We start from the raw sequence: 19,373 nt of genomic DNA on the forward strand, positions 1-19,373 counted from the left end.
CGTCCAAGTCCGCTGCGGGTGATCGGTGTCAAGGCTGCGATGGCCGGAGGGCATTACATTCTCGTCCGCGAAGTGGCGAAGCAAAGCCCAACTCTAGCGCGGGTGATCTCCATCACGACTTTGGCCGCCCTCACAGGCGTCGTCGGCTATAACGCAACCGTCATATTTTGATGGCGGGCGAGCGCCAATGGATGTTTGGAGCGCCGAATCTTCCACTACTTTGGAGCGCTTGATGCAAGCGCTTGAGTGCCGGTGACGCCCCCGTCCAACAGGCGGGGGCGTCATTGCTATCCCTCGGCGCGAGCTTTCGCCTTTCTCGCCTGCGCCTTTTCATGTGGGTTTTGATGCGAATGCGGTCGGGCAACAGATGGGACCAAAAAATCGGCGGCCAATTCTCTGTGAAGGGTTAGCAGCCGACGCAAGGTGAACGACAAATATCTCTGCGATTGCTGTCCCAATTTGCTAATCCGCAACCGGCCCCCTCTTGCGCAAGGGCCCTTGCCTCCCTCCATCGCCAAGGGGCGCGCGACGCGTAGGTGAAGAGCAGTGAAGCCATTTCGAGAACCCGGGGGATCTCCTGAGTTTACCGAAGGGCCCCCGGAATCCTCGCTTACCTTCTTAAACCTGCCGCCGGTCTTACACCGCTCCCAGCATGCGCCGGGATGACGGTGCATCAAATCAGCGACTGGCGGCTACTTCGCGGTCGGCGTCGTAGCCGAGGTCGATGTCCTTCACATCGTAGGCGAACCAGGCGGCCTGGCCGTGGTCGTAGACCTGCACCACGCGGCCCGCCACTTGTGCGGTGAAGGCGGTGGAGGAGCCGCGGTCGTAGCCTTGCGCCTTGGCGCCCTCGACTTCGAACGAGAGGTAGGTCTTGCCGCCGCCGTCGAAGAGTTCGGGCAGGGTGCCGCCGAACATCGTCTCGCGCTCGCCGTCGAAGCCCTGAAGCTGGTTGTCGCGGCTTTCGGCGGCGATCCTGAGGTCGCGTCCTGCCGAGTGGTCGAACACGCCGGCGACCTTGCGGCGGGCGACGAAGGCGTAAGTGGCGGCGGCGATCAGGGCGCGGGTGTGAGCTAGCATGCCCTGCTTGTGGCATCCCAGGCGCCCCGGAGGCAAGCGGGCTATGCCACCTCGAAGTGATCGGGGGGCAGGCCGTCCAGACGGCGGCGGTGCATCGCGGTGAAGGCGGCTTCGAGGCGGCGGGTGTAGTCCGCCGTACGGAACAGCGGCGCGCTGGTGCGGCTCTGCGCCAACCGGGCGCGCAAGTCCGCGAGGCGCTGCGGATCGCGTGCCAGTGCCAGGGCGGTCTCTTCGTAGGCCCCGGCATCGCTCACCGCCATTTCGGGCAGGCCGACCGCGTGGACCAGACTGGTCGCCACCCGCGCGGCGAACTGGCGGCCGGTCAGCGTCAGGATCGGCAGGCCCGCCCAGAGCGCGTCGGACGCGGTGGTATGGGCGTTGACGTTGAAGGTATCGAGGAAAAGGTCGGCATGGGCGAGGCGGCCGAGGTGCTCCCCATGGGCAATGCCCTTGGTGAAGACCAGCCGCGCCGGATCGATGCCGTGGGCCTCGGCGTGGCGGCGCAGGTTCGCCTCCGCCCAGGCGTTGGAGCGCAGCAGCCAGAGCACGCTGCCGGGGACCTGCTCCAGCAGCCGCATCCAGATGGCGAACTCGGCCGGGCTGATCTTGTAGGTGTGGTTGAAGCAGCAGAACACGAAGCCGTCCTCCGGCAGCCCCCAGTGCGGGCGCGAGCGGGTGTCCGGGATGACCGCGCGGCGGTCGTCGTTGGCCTGATAGCAACCCGCGAGGCGCACGATCTTCTCGCTGAACCCGGCCTCGCCGCCGGGAGGCAGCGCCACCGCGTCGGCCACGAAGTAGTCGATGCAGGGATGGCCGATGGTGCCGGGGTAGCCCATGTGGCTGACCTGCACGGGGGCAAGGCGCAGGCCGAACATCGCGCTGCGGGTGCCGCGCGTATAGCCCTTGAGGTCGACGGCGATGTCCAGCCCGTCGTCGCGGGCGAGGTCTCGCACCTGCAGGTCGGTGAGGTGGCCGATCTCGGTGAAGGCGCCGGCATGGCGGCGCAGTTCGATGCGCGAGGCATCGCTTTCGGCGCGGGGGCCGTAGCTGTAGAGGCGGATGTCGAAGCGGCTGCGGTCATGCTCGCGAAACAGGCCGCTCATCAGGTACATCGTCGCATGGTCGTGGAAGTCGGCAGAGAAGTAGCCGATGCGGATGCGGCCATCGGCTGACGGGGCAGGATCGGGCAGGGTTTCCGGAACGGCGCCGAACTTCACCGCCGCGCAGGCCAGCGAGCGGCGGTACTGGTGCTGCGGATCGTCGAGGAAGGGCAGCGCCGCAAAAGGCTGGACGGCGGCGGCGGCGGGGCCCTCGGTCAGGGCGAACTGGTCGCGGTGGCTCCAGTCGCAGACATGGGCTTCCTCGAAGAGCGCCTGAAGCAGGGCGGAACGGTCCGCCGGGTCCATCGCGAAGGCATGGCGGAAGGCGGCGATCGCCTCGGGTAGCGAACCTTTCAGCACCAGCGCCTTGCCCCGGTTGACGAGAGCCTGGCTATTGGCGGGATCAGCGGCGATCGCACGGTCATAGGCCTCGAGCGCCTCGTCGATCCGGTCCAGCAGCAGCAGTTCGCCGCCCATGTTGTTGTAGGCGTTCGAATGATCGGGCTTGAGGGTCACTGCCTTGCGGTAGGAATCGACCGCCGCCGCCCGCGCCCCCCGCTTCGCCCGCAAGTTGCCGAGGTTGTAATGCGCCTCGACATAGCCGGGATCGATCTTGACGGTTTCGGCGAACTCCACTTCGGCTTCGCGGGGGCGTCCGACCAGGTCCAGAAGGTTGCCAAGGTTGTAGCGCGCATCGGCATAGCGGGGGTGGCGCGCGATCACCTCTCTGTAGGTGTTCTCGGCCTCCAGGGTGCGGTTCTGTCGCCGCAGGGTGATCGCCAGATTGTTGTAGCAGGCCGCCGCATCCGGGTCCGCGGCGATGGCCCGGCGGAAGGCCGCTTCCGCCGCGGGCAAGACCCCCAGCGACAGCAGCGCCGCGCCTTGCAGGTTGTGGACGGTGAAGCTGCGCGGAAATTCCTCGGAAAGCCGGGCGCCCTGGCGCGCCGCATCGTCCATCGCCCCGGTCCGGTAGGCGGCGATCATCGCATCGAGGCGCTGGCGCGGCGGATCGGCGTCGACCGCCTCCAGCGCCGCCAGCGCCGCGCGCGCGCGCGAATTGCGCGGGAAGCGGTAAAGCGCCTCGCGGTAGAGCGCCCGCGCCGCCTCCGTCTCGCCGCGCCGGGCCGCGCCCTTGGCCTTGATCATCAACGCTTCCAGCCCGCTCACGCCCGCCTCCCTGCCTCTCGGTCCGCAGGGGTAGAGCTAGGCAGACAGGGTTCACGGGCGGTGAGGATGCTTCTCCGCAAAACCCCCGAGGGATCAGAAAAAACCTCGCGCATCGCCTGCCCCGGTGTAACGTCGCGGGGTTCTGCCGCGAACTCCCGTGGACATGTTGATGCGCACCGGTGAAACCGAACTCAGGGACTGGATGATCCGCGCCCTCGACGGCGACGGCAAAGCCTATGCCCGGCTGCTCGATGCGCTGGTGCCGCGTCTGCGCGCCTTCTTCCGCCGCCGCATGGCCGGGCGCGACGACGATATCGAGGATCTCTTGCAGGAAACGCTGATCGCCTTGCACACCCGCCGCATGACCTACGACCGCGCGCGCAGTTTCACCGGCTGGCTCTACGCGATCGCCCGCTACAAGATGATCGACCATTTCCGCCGCCAGGGCCGCACCGTGCCGATAGAAGGACTGGAGGAGAGCCTCTCGATCGCCAGCTTCGAGGACGAAGTGGGCGCCGGCCTCGACACCGAGGCCCTGCTGGCGACGATCCCCGACAAGCAGGCCCGCGCCATCCGTGCGACGCGGATCGACGGCCTCTCCACCGCCGAGGCGGCCGAGCGCGAGGGGATGGGCGAATCCGACGTGAAAGTCTCCACCCATCGCGGCCTCAAGGCGCTGGCCGCGCGGGTGCGGGAGGCGATCCGATGAACGGCCCGGCCAGCACCGAAAAGACCACCTGCGAATGCCTTGTCGCCTCGCTGAGCGCGGACTTGTGCGCGGTGCCGCGCCATGCCGCCGCGCGGCGCATCCTGACCGGGCTCGGGCTCGGCCTGCTGGCGACCGGGGCGGCGCTCGGGCTCGGGCTCGGCATCCGGCACGACCTGATGGCGGCGATGCACGGCGGCGGTTTCTGGATGAAGGCAGCCTATGCCGCCACGCTCGGCGCGCTCGGGCTGGCCGCCACCCTGCGCCTGGCACGGCCCGATTGCGGGCCGCAGCGCAAGCTCTGGCTGCTGCTCCTGCCCCTTGCGCTGCTCTCGGTCATGGCCACGGCGGAACTGCTGCACACGCCCCGCGCGCAGTGGCTCGACATGTGGCTCGGCCATAGCTGGAAGGCCTGCGCGGGCGTGGTGCTGCTGCTATCGCTGCCGATCCTGACCGGGCTGCTCTGGGCCTTGAAGCGCCTCGCCCCCACCCGCCTCGCGCTGGCAGGGGCAACCGCCGGTCTTGCCGCCGGAGCCTGGGCCGCCTGCCTCTATTGCCTGCATTGCCCGGAAACCTCGGCGGTCTTCGTGCTGACCTGGTATTCGCTGGGTATCGCGCTCGCCACTGGCCTTGGCGCGCTGCTCGGTCCCCGCCTGTTGCGCTGGTAGGCCGCCGGCACGGCAACGCCCGGACGCATCTGGAGGCGCCGGGCCTTGCAAACGCGGCGCCTCGTTCATGACCGCGGCATGACCCAGGCGCGGCCGACAGGCCGTGCAACAACGCCGGCGTCTACAACGGCATCCGCACCTTCGCGCCGCACATGATCGCACGGCAATCGGGCCACATCGTCAACACCACATCGTCAACGCCACATCGATGAACGGCCTGAGCCCGTTCGCCAGCTTTGCCGCCTATTCGGCCAGCACGTTCGCGGTTCTTGGCCTGTCCGACGCCCTGCGCGAGGAACTCGCCCCGGCCATGCGTGACAGAGATCACGCAGGGAACATGCGCGATCGGATAGACCGACGATTATTTGGCATCCCATTCCAAAGATCAGAATACCGAAACATCTTGCGACATTTAGAGATGGACGAAAAGTAATATTGAAAGGATTCACCCAATCCAATCCCGCCGCCATTTGGCCGGACCTTCCCTGCGAATGCGCAGGCCACAACATTCGCATGTCCCCTGGAAATGCGAACCATCCCAGACCGCCTTGCGACGATCAGGCACATGACGATTGAATTTGCACCTAAGTGTTTGAGGTAAAAGGTCCATAGTATTCACCCATCAGGTGGTTACCTGTTCCGGCCGCTTATTGCTGCATTGCACCCTAAACGCTTATAAAATCCCGTCTAATCCAGGAATAGCAGGCGAAATCGATTCGCCGCAATGCAAAAATTCTGGACAACACCGAATACGAGAGTTATTTTCAAATTAAATTAAGAATAACAGTCAAACGATCACTCGCGGTCGCGCAAAGGCGGGTTAACTAACAAGTAAACCCGCCATCTCGAAATAACGACGAGCGCGCAAGCATTCGCCGTTTCGATAGGCCGGCGGATGAGCCCTCCTAACGCAAATGCGCCGGCCTATCGTTCCGAATCATGGAGTTTAGATATGCCGCAAACCATTCAGGATCTTACAGAAAGCCGGCAAAGGGCCATGCACCGCCTGCATTTGCTGGAAAGCGGGGAAATGAGCGTCCGCTGCCTCAGGACCGCCCTTCTCGACAACAGCACCGCTATTGCCGCCGCCCGCAACCAGATCGCCAGACTCGACGCAGCACTGGCCCAGCGCGCGCGCTAGAGCAGTTTCCGATCCGACCGCATCGGATCAACTACTCTAAGATTTTGGTTTTCCGCGTTTTTCCGAGTCATCAGGTGATTCCACCTGATTAGAAAACGCTCTAGTGAATGGATTTTGACATTTGCGCCCCGGTTGCACGCGCGAGAGGCTTGAGAGAGATCCCCTCTTCCTGCACCCCTCGCGCCGCATCGGGACGCAAATGAAATCCCTGATCAGGGCGTCAGCGTCACCATGACAACGCCGTGAGGCTCTACCGTCGCCGCATAGCTGCCTTTCATCGCACCGAGATCACGGTGCGCCCACAGGTCGCGCAGCTTGAGCGACTGGCCGGCCGGATAGTCCAACTGCGCCCAGTTCACTGTCAGCCTCACCGGTGTCTCGCCGCGGTTGAACAGCAGCGCGGCGCGCTTTCCATCGGCCAGTGTGCGGACCCAGACTTCGCCGTTTCCATCCTTGGCCACGCGGCGCCCCTGGCGGCCCAGCCGGTCCTGATCGACCGCGATGACGTCGCTGTTGAGCAGGATCGCCCTGGTCTCCTCGCTCATGTTCGCCACGTCGTTACCGGCGATCAGCGGCGAGGCCATCATCGCCCAGAGCGAGAAGTGGCTGCGGTATTCGGTGGTGGTCATGCCGCCGTTGCCGACTTCAAGCATGTCCGGATCGTTCCAGTGCCCCGGCGCAGCGTAGGGCCAGAGCGGCTCGTTGAGATCGACGATGTCGAGCATGCCGAGCGCATAGCCATGCTTGCCCGACCACTTGTCGGTGATGTCCGCGGTAGTGCGCCAGATGTTGCCGATCTTCGAGGCCCAGAGCCAGGGCTTGTTGGTGCCCCATTCGCACAGCGAGAGCAGCACGTCGCGCCCGGTGGAGCGCAGCGCGTCGGACATCAGCGCATAGGCTTCCTCGGCATTGCGGCTGCCGGTGCTGCACCAGTCGTACTTGAGGTAATCCACCCCCCACGAGGCATAGGTGATCGCGTCCTGGTACTCGTGCCCCTGGCTACCCGGACGGCCGCCGCACGTCTTGGTGCCGGCGTCCGAATAGATGCCGAACTTGAGGCCTTTCGAGTGGACGTAATCCGCCAGTGCCTTGATGCCCGAGGGGAAAGCCTTGGCATTGGCGGTGATGAAGCCCCTGGCATCACGCTCGCCGTGCCAGCAGTCGTCGATCACGAGGTAGGTGTAGCCCGCCTGCTTCATGCCATTGGCGACCAGCGCATCGGCCGTGTCACGGATGGTCTTTTCCGAGATGTTGCAGGCGAACTTGTTCCAGCTGTTCCAGCCCATCGGCGGCGTCTGCGCGAGGCCGTTGGCAACGCGCGTCGGGTCCTGCGAGGGCGGCAGGCGGTTCTGGTCCACTTCCTCCGCCAGCGCCGGATTGGTGAGAGCCACAGGGGCAAGGCTCAGGGCGAGCGCAGCGAATTTCGCAAGTCGCGACATGGGGGAATTCTCTCTTGAAAACTTAGTCAGGACAGATCGCGCCGGTGGGATCGGCATCGAGCTTGACGGTGGAGATGGCGATCGTCTGGCCCGCATTGCCTTGCAGCACGAAGGGACGGGCGATCTTCGTCATGTCAGCCCCGGCCTTGGCGAAGCAGGAGAGCGAGACCTTGACGCTGGCCCACTGGCCCGGCGCGGCGGTGAAGACCTGGGCGCCGCCCAGGAGCATCTCGCCCATGCCCAGCTTGGGAGCAGCCGCCCCCGCCCCCGAACCTTGGGCGTCGATACGGTAATCGATGCGCAAGGACAGCATGGCGTTGCTCTGGCGACCCAGATCGACCGTCGGCCCTTCGATGCGCACTTCGCCGGGGCCGGAGAAGGCCAACTGACGCGCGCCTTCCTGCGTCCCGCCGCCATCGACGTTCTTCACCGTAACCGCGCCGCGGGTCGCCAGCTTCCACGGCGCCAGCACCTTGCCCGGCAGATAGTAGACCGAGACGTTGGAAAGCGAGGCATCGAGCCCGGCCACTTCGCTCAGCGGGCCGACCGTGACCTTGTCGCCATAAGTCAGGCCATAGCCATAGGCGAACTGCGGATCGTAACCCGGCTGGCCCACATTGTTGAGGAACTGGCCCGCGTTCTTCGGCCAGGAATAGCTGAGCTTGCCGCGGAAGTCCTTGTTCGGCATGCCGTCCTTCTTCGCGACCAGCACGTCGGCCAGCCCCTCGCCCTCGGAGCCGGGCAGGAAGGCGGCGACAAAGGCGTCGGACTGGTTGATCTCCGGGTTCACCCAGAGCGCACGGCCCGAAATGAACACCGAGACGACCGGAATCCCTTGCGCCTTCAGCGCCTTGAGCTGCGCGAGCGCCTGCTTGTCACCCGGCTGGAATTCCAGCGTGGAAATGTCGCCGACCATTTCGGCATAAGGCGTCTCGCCGAAGACGACGACGGCGACGTCGGGCTTGGCGCCCGTGACCTTGCCATCGGCGCTGAGCGTGGCGGTGCCGCCGGCAGCCTCGATCGCGGTCTTGAGGCCGCCCCAGATCGAGGTGGCACCGGGGAAGTCGGCATTGGTGTTGCCGGTGCCCTGCCACGACATCGTCCAGCCGCCGGTCTGCATGCCGATATCGTCGGCATGGGTGCCGGTGACGAGCACCTTCTGGCCCGGCCTGATCGGCAGCAGCGCGCCGTTGTTCTTGAGCAGCACCAGCGATTCCGAAACTGCCTGGCGGGCCACCGCGCGGTGTTCCGCCGTGCCGAGTTCGGTGCGGTGCTCATAAGGGCGGGCCGGATCGAACAGGCCCAGCTTGAACTTCACGCGCAGGATGCGGCGCACCGCATCGTCCACCCGCGCCATCGGGATCGTGCCGTCCTGAACCTGCTTCAGCGTGTTGTTGAACAGGTCCTTCCAGTCGTTCGGCACCATGGCCATGTCGAGGCCGGCGTTGAAGGTGGCCGCGCAATTGCCGTTGGTGCAGCCGGGGATCTGGCCATGCGCGTTCCAGTCGCCCACGGTGAAGCCCTCGAAGCCGAGACGGCCCTTGAGCACGTCGGTCAGCAGCGTCCGGTTGCCGTGGTTCTTGACCCCGTTCCACGAGGAAAAGCTGGCCATGACCGTCATCGCGCCGGCATCGATGCCGCTGACATAGCCGGGCACGTGCAGCTCGATCAGGTCCTTCTCGGGCACTTGCGCATCGCCCTGGTCGATGCCGCCATGGGTGCCGCCGTCCGCCAGGAAGTGCTTGATCGAGGCGGCGACATTGCCGTTCTGGATGCGGCTTTTGCCGGGCGCACCCTGAAGTCCGCGCACCATCGCGGCGGAGTATTCGCGGGTGATCTCCGGGCGTTCCGAATAGCCTTCATAAGCGCGGCCCCAGCGATCGTCCTGCGGCACGGTGACGGTGGGACCGAAAGCCCAGTCGAAGCCCGAGGCGGCGCTTTCGGCAGCCGTCACCTGACCGATCTTCTCCATCAGCGCCGGATCGCGCATCGCGCCCAGGCCGATGTTGTGCGGGAAGATCGTGGCGCCGAAGACGTTCGAGTTGCCGTGGACCGAATCCATGCCGAAAATCACCGGGATCGGCACGTGGCCGGGGCGCTTCTCGATCGAGACCTGACGGAAGGCTTCGGCGGTGGCGATCCAGTCGCTGGCAGGGCCCCGGTCGTTGCCCGAAAGCGGCGGATCGTTGCCGCCGCCAAGGATCGATCCGACCGGATATTCGCGCAGTTCTTCCGGCTTCATCGCGGCGATCGAGGGCTGGATCATCTGCCCGACTTTCTCGCGCACCGACATTTCAGCCATCATCTTGGTGATCTTCGCCTCGGTCGCGGGATCGACGAGGCCGACGCTATGCGCCTTGGGCCAGAGGTCGGGATGCGCGGTGGCGGCTTCCGGCAGCGGGGCATCGGCAAGGGCCGAGGCCAGCGGCACGGCGGCGCAGGACAGGGCGAGAAGGCAAAGCGTCAGTCGCATCGGTTTTCCTAGGCGGGCTGGGGTGCCGAATGCTGCGCAGCAGGCACAGCCCAGGTCTCGGCAATGAATTGTTCGTGGCTGCCCGCAAGCGAGACCGCGCGGGCAATGGCGGCGCGCATCTGCGCAAATGTGCCGCCCAGCTCCTCGGTGGTGAACTGGTCTGCCAGCGGGTCGTAGCGCGCGGGGATGATCTCGAAGCCGGCAAACATCGACAGCCAGCTTGGCGGCTGGAACGAATCCCACTCGAAGCGCGGCAGCTTGCCCGCCCCCTTGTAGGCGCGGATGCGCTGGGCCAGCGTTTCGGGCAGGTCGAGCGCGCGGCACTCCTGCCACAGCGCTTCCCCGCGCTGGCCGCCCCAGTAGTGCAGCAGCAGGAAGTCGCGGATCCGCGCATATTCGAGCGCGGTGATGCGGTTGAACTCGTCCGCCAGCGAGGGATCGAAATCGCGGTCGGGGAAATGCGCGAGCAGGCGTTCGATGCCGCTCTGGATGAGCACGATCGAGGTCGATTCCAGCGGCTCGAGGAAGCCGGCCGCAAGGCCGAGCGCCACGCAGTTCTTCTCCCAGACTTTGGTGCGGTGACCGGTGCGGAAGCGCAGCATGTTGGGTTCGGCCAGTGCCTCGCCCTCGAGGCTGGCGATGAGGGTGGCGGCCGCCTCGTCATCCGAGATATGGCGGCTCGAATAGACGTAGCCGTTGCCGACCCGGTGCTGCAGCGGAATGCGCCACTGCCAGCCCGCCTCGCGCGCGGTGCTGCGGGTATAGGGGGTGAGTTCGTCGCCGTGGGCGCAGGGCATCGCCACCGCCCGGTCGCATGGCAAGAGGTGCGTCCAGTCCTCGTAAGGCACTTCCAGCGTCTGGCCCAGCATGAGGCTGCGGAAGCCCGAGCAATCGACGAACAGGTCGGCCTCGAGGCTGCGCCCGTCGCTGAGCGTGACCGAGGCGATGCGCCCGCTCTCCCCGTCGCGGCTGGCGGCTGAGATCGTGCCCTGCACGTGGCGCACGCCCAGCGTGTCACGCGCACGCTGGGCGAGGAAGCGGGCAAACAGGCCCGCGTCGAAATGGATCGCCCAGTCGAACACGCCAAGGTCGTTGACCGGCTGGTCGGGCGGCAGCAGCATGAGATTGCGCATCGCCGCCTGGGTCGGCAGGCAATATTCGGCCAGCGGCGTCTCGTCGCCCGCCATGCGGCGCTTCAGCCAGTACTGGTGGAACGGCACCGAGAAGGCGTCGACACCGTAGCGGCCGAAAGGATGGAAAAAGCTGGTACCCGGCGCCCGCCAGTCGCGGAACTCGATGCCCAGCTTCACGGTGCCCTGCGAGGCCTGCATGACTTCGGCCTCGGTCACCCCGATGGCCTTGAAGTAGTCACGGATCGCCGGAACGGTCGCCTCGCCGACGCCGACGGTGCCGATCTCGGGGCTTTCGACCAGGGTGATCTCGATCGGAAGGCGGCGCAGCCGCGTCGCCAGGAGGTTGGCGGCCATCCACCCCGCCGTGCCGCCGCCGGCGATGAGGATGGAACGGATCTGCTGGTTCGCCATGTGTCGCTCTCCCCGAAGACGCGGCCCGGAGATGTGGTACCGCAAGTCCTCGAAAAAGGGATCCCCCCCGCCCGGAGGAGGAGTGGGCGGGGGGAAAGGGGGAGGGTCCGGTTAGAACTTGACGCGCGCGCCCACGGTGAAGCGGCGTTCGAAGATATTGTTGTAAGCCTTCTGGTCCTTCCAGGTGAGGTAGTACTTCTCGTACTCGCCGGTGAGGTTCGAACCCTGGCCGTAGATCGTCACGTTCGGCGTGATGTCGTAGCTGACCGAAGCGTCGATGTAGTTGGTCGGCGCCTGGTAGAGTTCGAGGCCGGAAATGCCGCCGAAGTCGGACTGCACGGCACGCTCCGAACGGTAGTTCCACGCGACGCGGGCCTGGAAGTGCGAGTCCTGGTAGAACAGCGCCAGGTTGGTCTGGATCTTGGAGTTGTCCTGGAACGGAATCGTGCTGCCCGACAGGTCCTTCTTGCCGGTATCGGACGGCGAGTAGGTGAAGTTGCTGTCGATACCGAAGTTGCGCAGGAAGTCCGGCATAAACGAGAGGTCGAGGAACGAGAGCTTGGCCCCCGCTTCCACGCCCTGCAGCGTGCCGCCGGTGCCCTGCACCGGGGTGCTGATCGACACCGTGCGGCCGCGCACGACGCCGTCGTTGTCCGGCAGGTCGGTGCGGATGACGTTGCCGCTCTGGATGAAGCTGTCGACGCTGATGTGGAAGGCACCCACGCTCAGCAGGCTGCCGCGGCCGAGGTAGTATTCGAGCGAACCCTCGACATTGGTGGCGCGCCAGGGATCGAGCTGCGGGTTGCCGCTCTGGCTGCCGCCGGTCACGCGGAACACCGGGGTGCCCGGAATGCTGGTGTCGATCGCGTAGTTCGGGGTCAGGCCGCCGCCCCACTGGTTGAGATCGAGCAGCGTCATCGTGCGCGACATCGCGAAGCGCAGCTTGAGGTTCTGCGCCAGGTCGAAGGCGACGTTGAAGGCAGGCAGGATGTCGGTGAAGCTGCGCTTGGTATTGACCGAACCGGCCAGCGTGTTGGCAAGGCCGTAAGGCTGCGGATCGCCGGTCACATACTGGGTGATGTCGAGCTTGGTGTTGATCACCTTGACGCCCGCATTACCCGAGAACGGCAGGCCGAAGAGGTCGCCATGGAAGTCGGTCTGGACATAGCCCGAGATCTGCTTGACGCCGACCTTGTACGACGAGCCGGGGTTCATCACCTCGACGTTGCCGGGGTAGAAGCTGTTCTGGAACGCCAGCGCGTTGTCCATCGCCTTGGGGTCGAGCACGTACATGTTCGGCACGCCGGCAACGCCGGGGTTGAACAGCTTGACCATGCTGGCCAGCGTCGGATCGGTGGCAAGGCGGGTGAGCCCGGCGGTGTAGTAGCCCGAGGCATCGCCGGCGCTGCACGAGCTGTTGCTCATCGGCACGTCGAAGGCCTTCCACTTCACGAGGCAGCCGTTCGGGTCGCTGGCCTGCCCGGCGTAGAGCGGGGCCGCGCGGTCGAACTCGTAATCGCTGACCGAGCGTTCCGAATAGCGGCCGCCGAAGCTGATCGTGAGGTCCGGGCTGGCTTCATAGGACCCATCCGCGCGCAGGACCTTCATGTCGCCGTTCTTGCGGTAGTTGCCTTCCGACGACATCGTCTTGAGCGCGTAGTTGCTCATGTCGCCAAGGCTGTCGAGCAACTGCGAGGGCAGCGTGAAGACCGGCTTGTTGCCGGTGAAGTCCACCACGGCGGGCAGCGAGTTCAGGCCGGCGATCGTGTTGACCGTGTAGCCGTTCGCGTTGAACACGCGGTCGCCTGTCGGATAGTGACCGACGCCGCCGGGCTGCCACTGCTGGCCGTCCGAGAGGCTGAACTGCAGATAGCTCTGGTCGTAGTACTGGTGCGCCTTGCCGTAGACGCCGCGCAGGGTGGCCTTGAACGGACCGCCGTTGTCGAACTTCAGCTCGAGGTTGTAGTTCTGCGACTGCGAGCGATAACGATCGGTCTGGGCGTAGGAATCGAAGTTGCCGAGATCGTAGTTGTACACCTGGGTGGTGTTGATGTTGTAGGTGCGTCCATCGCCGCCGACATAGGTCGCGCCGGTATCGCGCGAGGCGCCGGGCACGAATTCCGCCGCCTGCCAGTTGACGTCCTGCATCTGGAAGCCGGCCGTGCGGTCATGCTCGGTCTGCTTGGTGAAGAAGGCGTCGCCGGTCAGGGTCAGCGCATCGTTGATCATCCACTGCGCCGAGCCGTTGATGCCCAGACGCTGGCGCTGGTTGATCTTGTTCCAGCCGGTGAAGCCCTGCGGCACGATGAAGGCATCGTTCGAATCGCCGTCACCATTGACGTCGACACCGCCGGCAACGGCGGTGCCGCGCGGACGAAACGAGGGCGAGAAGCCGCCGTTCGACGTGGCGTCGGCGGTGCCTTCGTTATGCAGGGTGGCGCCGTAGCCTTCCTGGATGCCGTTGTGCGAGTTCGACAGGCGCACGTCCGAATAGGCGGCCGAGACCATGAAGCCGAACCGGTCGTTATGCCACGAGATCAAGCCGTTGAAGTTCGGGTCGAACTTGTGCTTGGTCTTATCGCCATAGGCGCCTTCGGCGGCCGCCGCGAGGGTCAGGCCTTCCTTGAGGTCGAACGGGCGGCGGGTGCGCAGATTGACGGTGCCGGTGATGCCCGAATTGAGCAGGCTGCCGGTGGTCGACTTGATGACGTCGGCGCCGGCAAAGAGCTGCGAGGGAATGTCGTTGAAATTGGGCTGGACCGAGGTGATCGACTGGGCGCCGAGGTAGGTCTCGCCGTTCATCAGCGTGACGACCTGCGGCAGACCGCGGATGTTGATGGTCGAACCTTCGCCTGCGCTGCGCAGGATCTGCACGCCCGGGATGCGCTGGAGCGAGTCGGAAATGGTGACGTCGGGCAGCTTGCCGATGTCCTCGGCCGAGATCGAATCGACCACCGAAGTCGCCTCGCGCTTGATCGCGACGGCGCGTTCCTGCGAACCGCGGATACCGGTAATGACGATCTCGTCGCCGCCGGCGGGAGCAGCGCTATCGGCAGGGGTTGCCGCCGCGTCCTGCGCCGATGCGCCGCTGGCCATGCCGAACGTGGCGAGCGACGTCGCCGCCAGCAGGACGGCACGATTCATCAAGCTCTTGTGCTTCATTCCCTCAACTCCTCTCCTCGCCCGCGTGTCGCGTGGCGCCTCATTTGTGCATGCGGAGAGGGGTACCGGCTTCTTGCCGTGCGACTGCTCTCTCCCGCCACGAGGGTTCTGCTGCCTCGTGTTGCCTTAGACATCCGCCCAAAGGCCCTGGCCCGTCAACTTAAATTTTTTCTTTTTTGTTAGTTTGCGCAGCGCAGCGGATGTAGTCAGGAGCCATGAACAGAGAGGATCGCACCCGCAAGATGCCCGAGTCCGGCGGAAAACCGCGCAGCGAGGGCTCCCTCCCGGATGGGATGGCCGACGCCGCGACCGTGACATCGTTGCAACAAAACGGAAATCCCGCCGCAGGCAAACAGCCGGCCGGCATGCGGCTTGCGGTCTCGCTGTCGGGAACGAATCTGGCGCGGGCGAGCGATTACAACCAGCGGATCGTGCTTCAGGCGATCCGCCTCTCCGGCGAGACCACCCGCATCGCGCTGGCCCAGCAGACCGGCCTGACCCCGCCGACCATCGCCAACATCACCACCCGGCTCGAGGACATGGGCCTCGTCGCGCAATTGGGCCGCAAGCACGGCGGCCGCGGCCAGCCCGCGCTGCGCCTGGCGATCCACCCCGACGGCGCCTTCGCGATCGGCCTCAATGTCGACCGCGACCACATCACCCTCGTCACCCTCGATCTGGCCGGTGACGTGCGCAGCCGCGTCACCCGTGAAGTGCGCTTTGCGCTGCCCGAGGACGTCGTCTCCATCATTGCCGAGGAACTCGGCGGATTGCTGGCCGCCGGCGGGGTCGACCCCGACCGTGTGCTCGGCGTCGGCGTGGCCCGCCCCGACGATCTCGGCGGCATCACCCTGCCCCACAAGCCCAGGGGTTACGAGCGCTGGAGCGCGGTCGATTTCGCCAGCCTGCTCAAGGACGTCCTGCCCTGGCCGGTCCATGTAGACAACGACGCGGCAGCCGCAGCGCTTGGCGAGGCGCAAGGCGTTGGCGGGCAGGACCGGGCCAGCTTCTTCTACGTGCTGATCACCGCCGGGCTTGGCGGCGGCCCGGTGATCGACGGCAGCTACTACCGCGGCGCACGGCTGCGCAGCGGCGAAATCGGCCTCCTGCCCGACCCGGCAGGCCCCTTCCCGGGGGCCCTCGTACAGGACACGGTATCGCTGTCCGCCATCGAGGAGCGGCTGGAGCAGGCCGGACGCAGCCTGGAAAGGCTCGACGACCTGCTGGCGCTCGACCCGGTCATGGCGACCACTGTCGACCAATGGATCGCCGATGCCACCCGCGCCCTCACCGCCCCGCTGGTGGCGGTCACCTGCCTGCTCGATCCCGATGCCATCCTCATCGGTGGGCGCCTGCCGGTGCCGCTGATCGAGCGGCTTTCCGCCCGGATCGAGGCGGCGCTGGCGCAAGTGCCGATGCCGGTGCGGGTTCCCGTCCAGCCCGCGCAAATGGCCAGCGATGCCCCGGCGATCGGCGCCGCGATCCTGCCCTTCCTCGATCAACTGCTCCCTTCGGACGCGATCCTGATGCAGGCGGGCCGCGTTCCGGCTATCTAAAAAAAAAAGAATTTGTCTTAATCAATCTTGCTGCCATGATAGGTCGATCGTGAAATTCGGGCGGGACGCGCCGGGCACAAGGCCGTGCGACCGCGACGGGAGAGACCTATGAAGCGCTTGGCGCAACCTCTGAAGCGCTCTGCGCTGTACCGCCGGGCGGCACTGTGACGCTGCGCATCGGCATCGATTTCGGCGGCACCAAGATCGAGGCGGCCGTGCTCGACGAAAAGGGCGATGTGCTGCACCGCCAGCGCACCGACACCCCGCGCGACTACGACACCGCGCTCGCGACCTTGCGCGAACTCGTCGGTGCGGTCGAGACCCGGCTGGGCCGCAGCGCCCGGATCGGCATCGGCACCCCCGGCTCGCTGGTGCGGGCCACCGGACTGATGCGCAACGCCAACTCGGTCTATCTCAATGGCCGCCCGTTCCTGCGCGATCTCGAGACGGCGCTGGCGCGCGAAGTGAGGCTTGCCAACGATGCCAACTGCTTTGCGCTTTCCGAAGCGATCGACGGGGCGGCGGCGGGACACCATTCGGTGTTCGGCCTGATCGTCGGCACCGGATGCGGCGGCGGCGTGGTGATCGGCCGTACCCTGGTGGACGGTGCCCACGGCCTCGGCGGCGAACTCGGCCATATGCCGCTGCCCGATCCCGGCGCCGACGAACTGCCCGCGCCGAAGTGCTGGTGCGGGCTCAGCGGCTGTTTCGAATCGTGGGTCTCGGGCACCGGCTTCCGCCGCGCCTTTGCCGCCGCGACCGGGCGCGAGCTTGATCCACCCGCCATCGTCGAGGCCGCCGTCAACGGCGATCCCGAGGCGAGGATGGCGCTGGAGCGCTATCGCGACCGGCTGGCTCGCGGCCTCTCGGTAGTCGCCAACCTGCTCGATCCCGATGCCATCGTGCTGGGCGGCGGCATGTCGAACGTTGCGCCGATCTACGAGGGACTTGCCGAAACGATCCGCCAGCGCACGTTCTCGGGCGCCTGGACCGGCAAAGTCGTGCAGGCACGCTGGGGAGACAGTTCGGGCGTGCGCGGCGCCGCGCTGCTCTGGGATGTCGGCGAGGCCTGATCGAAGTCCGGGCCACCGGCCCGGACACCCATTCAGGGAGCCGAGCGCAGCGCGCAAGTCTGCGCCGACAGCCCCTCGACCTCTCGCGACCCCGTGGCGGTGAATTCAAGGCTTGCAGCCCCGGTGCCGAAACGCGGCCACTGCGGCAGGCCCTTCCCGTTCGGATTGCCGGTGCGCGCAAAGTTCACCCAGTAGGCTGCGAGCGGCGCCACCGCATCAGGGGCAGCGCCAGCTTCCGCCAGCACGAAGCGGATTTCCGAACCGTGCGTCACCGGCTTTCCGTCCGGCCCATCGATGTCGAACTGGTAGTGCCAGGTCGCCCCGCCGCTGCGCGCATGTTCGGCCGCGACATGAAGCGAGGGGCAGCGGAACGTCAGGTCGTTCGCCAGCCGCAGCGCCAGATCGGCAGGCGGGGTGCCGCCGGGGGCGAGGCCGTAAGCCTGCATGGCGGCGGCGGCGTTATCGCCGAAGCCCTGCGCGATCGCGCGCTCGGGCGTGCCGTAGAGGCCGAGTTCGAGACGGTTGATGCCAAGGATCAGCGGAATATCGCGGCCCACACCCTTCGCCAGCGAGGCCTCGGGGGTCTCGGTCAGCACTTTGCCGTCGACCACCGCCTGCAGCCAGATGAAGCTGTCATCGTCGAGGTGCGGCACATCGGCATGTTCTGCTGCCTCGATCAGCGCCTTGGCGGGCAGAGCGCGCAGCTGCGCCGCGGTGGCATGGGCAGGAGCGCCCGCCGCCCTGGCAATCATCTCGCCCACCGCCTCGTTCTGTGCCAGCGAGCGCGGCGGCAGGCCGAACCCGGCGCTGCCGCTCTCCTCGATCGCCTTGTGGAACAGGCCCTTCGCGCCGGGCGAGAGCATCTGCAGGCCAACGTCCTGCGCTCCTGCGGATTCGCCGAAGATCGTCACATTGGCCGGATCGCCGCCGAAGCGGGCGATATTGGCCTGCACCCAGCGCAGGCCCGCCTGCTGGTCCATCAGCCCGTAATTGCCGGACTGCTTGCCCAGCGCCGGGTGCGACAGGAAGCCCAGCGCGGAAAGCCGGTACTGCACGCTGACCAGCACCACCCCGCGCGACACGATCGGCGAGGCAGCCGGACCCGGCCCTCCCCCTGCGCGGTTGCCGCCGCCATGGATCCACACCATGACCGGCAAGGGTTTGGCGGGATGCAGCGTGGGCGTCGCCACGTCGAGGTAGAGGCAGTCTTCCGACTGGTAGGCCGCCGCCTCGCTGTTCCAGCCGTAATCGACCTGCAGGCAGGCGGGGGCGGACTTCACCGCCTCCCGCTTGCCTTGCCAATGCCTGACCGGTTGCGGCGCGCGGAAGCGCAAATCCCCCACCGGCGGCGCCGCGAAGGGAATGCCGCGAAACATCGCCCGCCCGTCCGCGCCGGTCTCGCCTTCGACGGTGCCCGCCTCGGTCTGGACGACGGGGGCTGTAGCCGTTGCGGAAGCCAGCGCCAGCGCGGCGAGCGCCAGGCTCATGGCACGTTGGCCGCCGCCAGGGCACGCGGCGCAGGCTTGGCGAGCGCGGCCTTGATCGCCGCTTCGGCCACCTTGTTCATCACTTCATATCCGGCAACCGTGGGATGGACGTGGTCCGAGGTCAGCCCGTCCCGCGCGCCGAGGCCGGAGCCCTTCATCGCCGTCCAGTAATCGGCGTAGACCGAACCGGTCTTCGCCGCATAGCTCTTCAGCCAGGTGTTGAGCTTGACGATGTGCATCCCCGTCTCCAGCCCCGGACGCCAGGGGAACTGGTCCGCCGGCGGGATCGAGGCGAGGATCACGCGGATGCCGTGCGCCTGCGCCAGTTCCACCATCGAGCGGTAATTGCCCTCGATCGCCTCGTCGCTGATCGGGCCGGTGTTGCTGGCAATGTCGTTGGTGCCCGCCATGATCTGGACGACGTCGGGCTTGAGGTCGATCACGTCCTGCCGGAAGCGCAGCAGCATCTGCGAGGTCGTCTGCCCGCCGATGCCGCGCCCGATCCGGCCGGGCGTGAAGAAGGCCCGGTCGAGATCGTACCAGCCCTGCGTGATCGAATCGCCCATCAGCACCACGCGCGGGCGCGGCGCCTTGGCGGCGTCCACCGCATTGGCCTGGCGGTAGTACGCGGTCCAGGCCCAGTCGTTGTGGAGGCGCTCCTCTGCCGCCTGCGCCCCGGCATTGGGTGCGGCAGGCGCGGTTTGCGGGGCCTGCGCCATCGCCGAGGCGGGCAGCACGGTGGCAGTCAGGGCAAGACAGGCAAGAATAGGCTTCACG

13 protein-coding genes are annotated in these 19,373 nt (G+C 66.5%); 5 read left to right on the forward strand and 8 right to left on the reverse strand.

The window, feature by feature from the left end; all coding sequences use genetic code 11:
• Positions 1–678: 678 nt before the first annotated feature.
• Both OKA11_RS16205 and OKA11_RS16210 read right to left on the reverse strand, forming a co-directional pair.
• On the reverse strand, positions 679–1,080 hold the full coding sequence (locus OKA11_RS16205; RefSeq protein WP_267222161.1) for a hypothetical protein: 402 nt from the start codon (positions 1,078–1,080) through the stop codon (positions 679–681).
• A gap of 41 nt (positions 1,081–1,121) precedes the next feature.
• Positions 1,122–3,347, reverse strand: coding sequence for a tetratricopeptide repeat protein (locus OKA11_RS16210; RefSeq protein ID WP_267222163.1), 2,226 nt, complete (start codon positions 3,345–3,347; stop codon positions 1,122–1,124).
• A gap of 169 nt (positions 3,348–3,516) precedes the next feature.
• On the opposite strand from OKA11_RS16210, the gene OKA11_RS16215 reads away from it, so the two are divergent.
• The 3 genes from OKA11_RS16215 to OKA11_RS16225 all read left to right on the forward strand — a co-directional run bounded on the left by OKA11_RS16215 (position 3,517) and on the right by OKA11_RS16225 (position 5,154).
• Complete coding sequence (locus tag OKA11_RS16215; RefSeq protein WP_267222165.1) at positions 3,517–4,056, forward strand: sigma-70 family RNA polymerase sigma factor; 540 nt, start codon at positions 3,517–3,519, stop codon at positions 4,054–4,056.
• Positions 4,053–4,721, forward strand: a complete 669-nt coding sequence (locus OKA11_RS16220) for a DUF1109 domain-containing protein (protein WP_267222167.1) — start codon at positions 4,053–4,055, stop codon at positions 4,719–4,721. The genes OKA11_RS16215 and OKA11_RS16220 overlap by 4 nt, the downstream gene beginning before the upstream one ends.
• Before the next feature lie 208 nt (positions 4,722–4,929).
• The gene (locus OKA11_RS16225) at positions 4,930–5,154 is read left to right on the forward strand and encodes a hypothetical protein (protein WP_267222169.1); all 225 of its coding nucleotides are present in this window, start codon (positions 4,930–4,932) and stop codon (positions 5,152–5,154) included.
• Positions 5,155–6,074: 920 nt separating this feature from the next.
• On the opposite strand, the gene OKA11_RS16230 is transcribed toward OKA11_RS16225, so the two are convergent.
• From OKA11_RS16230 to OKA11_RS16245, 4 genes are all read right to left on the reverse strand, one after another.
• Positions 6,075–7,301, reverse strand: coding sequence for a glycoside hydrolase family 27 protein (locus OKA11_RS16230; protein ID WP_267222171.1), 1,227 nt, complete (start codon positions 7,299–7,301; stop codon positions 6,075–6,077).
• A 22-nt stretch (positions 7,302–7,323) separates the two neighbouring features.
• The gene (locus OKA11_RS16235) at positions 7,324–9,774 is read right to left on the reverse strand and encodes a glycoside hydrolase family 3 protein (RefSeq protein ID WP_267222173.1); all 2,451 of its coding nucleotides are present in this window, start codon (positions 9,772–9,774) and stop codon (positions 7,324–7,326) included.
• A gap of 8 nt (positions 9,775–9,782) precedes the next feature.
• On the reverse strand, positions 9,783–11,318 hold the full coding sequence (locus OKA11_RS16240) for a tryptophan halogenase family protein (RefSeq protein WP_267222176.1): 1,536 nt from the start codon (positions 11,316–11,318) through the stop codon (positions 9,783–9,785).
• 111 nt (positions 11,319–11,429) lie between these two features.
• Positions 11,430–14,480, reverse strand: coding sequence for a TonB-dependent receptor (locus OKA11_RS16245; RefSeq protein WP_267222177.1), 3,051 nt, complete (start codon positions 14,478–14,480; stop codon positions 11,430–11,432).
• A 365-nt stretch (positions 14,481–14,845) separates the two neighbouring features.
• Between OKA11_RS16245 and OKA11_RS16250 the strand changes: the two genes are divergently transcribed.
• Both OKA11_RS16250 and OKA11_RS16255 read left to right on the forward strand, forming a co-directional pair.
• Positions 14,846–16,036: an ROK family transcriptional regulator gene (locus tag OKA11_RS16250; protein WP_267222179.1), complete on the forward strand. Its 1,191-nt coding sequence runs from the start codon at positions 14,846–14,848 to the stop codon at positions 16,034–16,036.
• Between the two features lie 164 nt (positions 16,037–16,200).
• Entirely contained in the window at positions 16,201–17,109 is a 909-nt protein-coding gene (locus tag OKA11_RS16255; RefSeq protein ID WP_267222181.1) for an ROK family protein, read from the forward strand.
• Positions 17,110–17,141: 32 nt separating this feature from the next.
• Here the strand turns inward: OKA11_RS16255 and OKA11_RS16260 are convergent, their stop codons facing one another.
• Both OKA11_RS16260 and OKA11_RS16265 read right to left on the reverse strand, forming a co-directional pair.
• Positions 17,142–18,596 carry a carboxylesterase/lipase family protein gene (locus tag OKA11_RS16260; protein WP_267222183.1) on the reverse strand — a complete coding sequence of 485 codons (1,455 nt, stop codon included), beginning with the start codon at positions 18,594–18,596 and terminating at the stop codon, positions 17,142–17,144.
• Positions 18,593–19,372 (reverse strand): GDSL-type esterase/lipase family protein, encoded by a 780-nt coding sequence (locus OKA11_RS16265; RefSeq protein WP_267222185.1) that lies wholly within the window; start codon positions 19,370–19,372, stop codon positions 18,593–18,595. Before OKA11_RS16265 ends, OKA11_RS16260 begins: the two co-directional genes overlap by 4 nt.
• Position 19,373: the final 1 nt, after the last annotated feature.

Source organism: Novosphingobium clariflavum (assembly GCF_026420865.1).
GTDB lineage: Bacteria > Pseudomonadota > Alphaproteobacteria > Sphingomonadales > Sphingomonadaceae > Novosphingobium > Novosphingobium clariflavum.

Excerpts from the sequence above, each read along its gene's own strand:
- OKA11_RS16205 (WP_267222161.1), bottom strand. The coding sequence starts at position 1,080 with ATGCTAGCTCACACCCGCGCCCTGATCGCCGCCGCCACTTACGCCTTC.
- OKA11_RS16215 (WP_267222165.1), top strand. The coding sequence starts at position 3,517 with ATGCGCACCGGTGAAACCGAACTCAGGGACTGGATGATCCGCGCCCTC.
- OKA11_RS16220 (WP_267222167.1), top strand. The coding sequence starts at position 4,053 with ATGAACGGCCCGGCCAGCACCGAAAAGACCACCTGCGAATGCCTTGTC.
- OKA11_RS16225 (WP_267222169.1), top strand. The coding sequence starts at position 4,930 with ATGAACGGCCTGAGCCCGTTCGCCAGCTTTGCCGCCTATTCGGCCAGC.
- OKA11_RS16230 (WP_267222171.1), bottom strand. The coding sequence starts at position 7,301 with ATGTCGCGACTTGCGAAATTCGCTGCGCTCGCCCTGAGCCTTGCCCCT.
- OKA11_RS16235 (WP_267222173.1), bottom strand. The coding sequence starts at position 9,774 with ATGCGACTGACGCTTTGCCTTCTCGCCCTGTCCTGCGCCGCCGTGCCG.
- OKA11_RS16240 (WP_267222176.1), bottom strand. The coding sequence starts at position 11,318 with ATGGCGAACCAGCAGATCCGTTCCATCCTCATCGCCGGCGGCGGCACG.
- OKA11_RS16245 (WP_267222177.1), bottom strand. The coding sequence starts at position 14,480 with ATGAAGCACAAGAGCTTGATGAATCGTGCCGTCCTGCTGGCGGCGACG.
- OKA11_RS16250 (WP_267222179.1), top strand. The coding sequence starts at position 14,846 with ATGCGGCTTGCGGTCTCGCTGTCGGGAACGAATCTGGCGCGGGCGAGC.
- OKA11_RS16260 (WP_267222183.1), bottom strand. The coding sequence starts at position 18,596 with ATGAGCCTGGCGCTCGCCGCGCTGGCGCTGGCTTCCGCAACGGCTACA.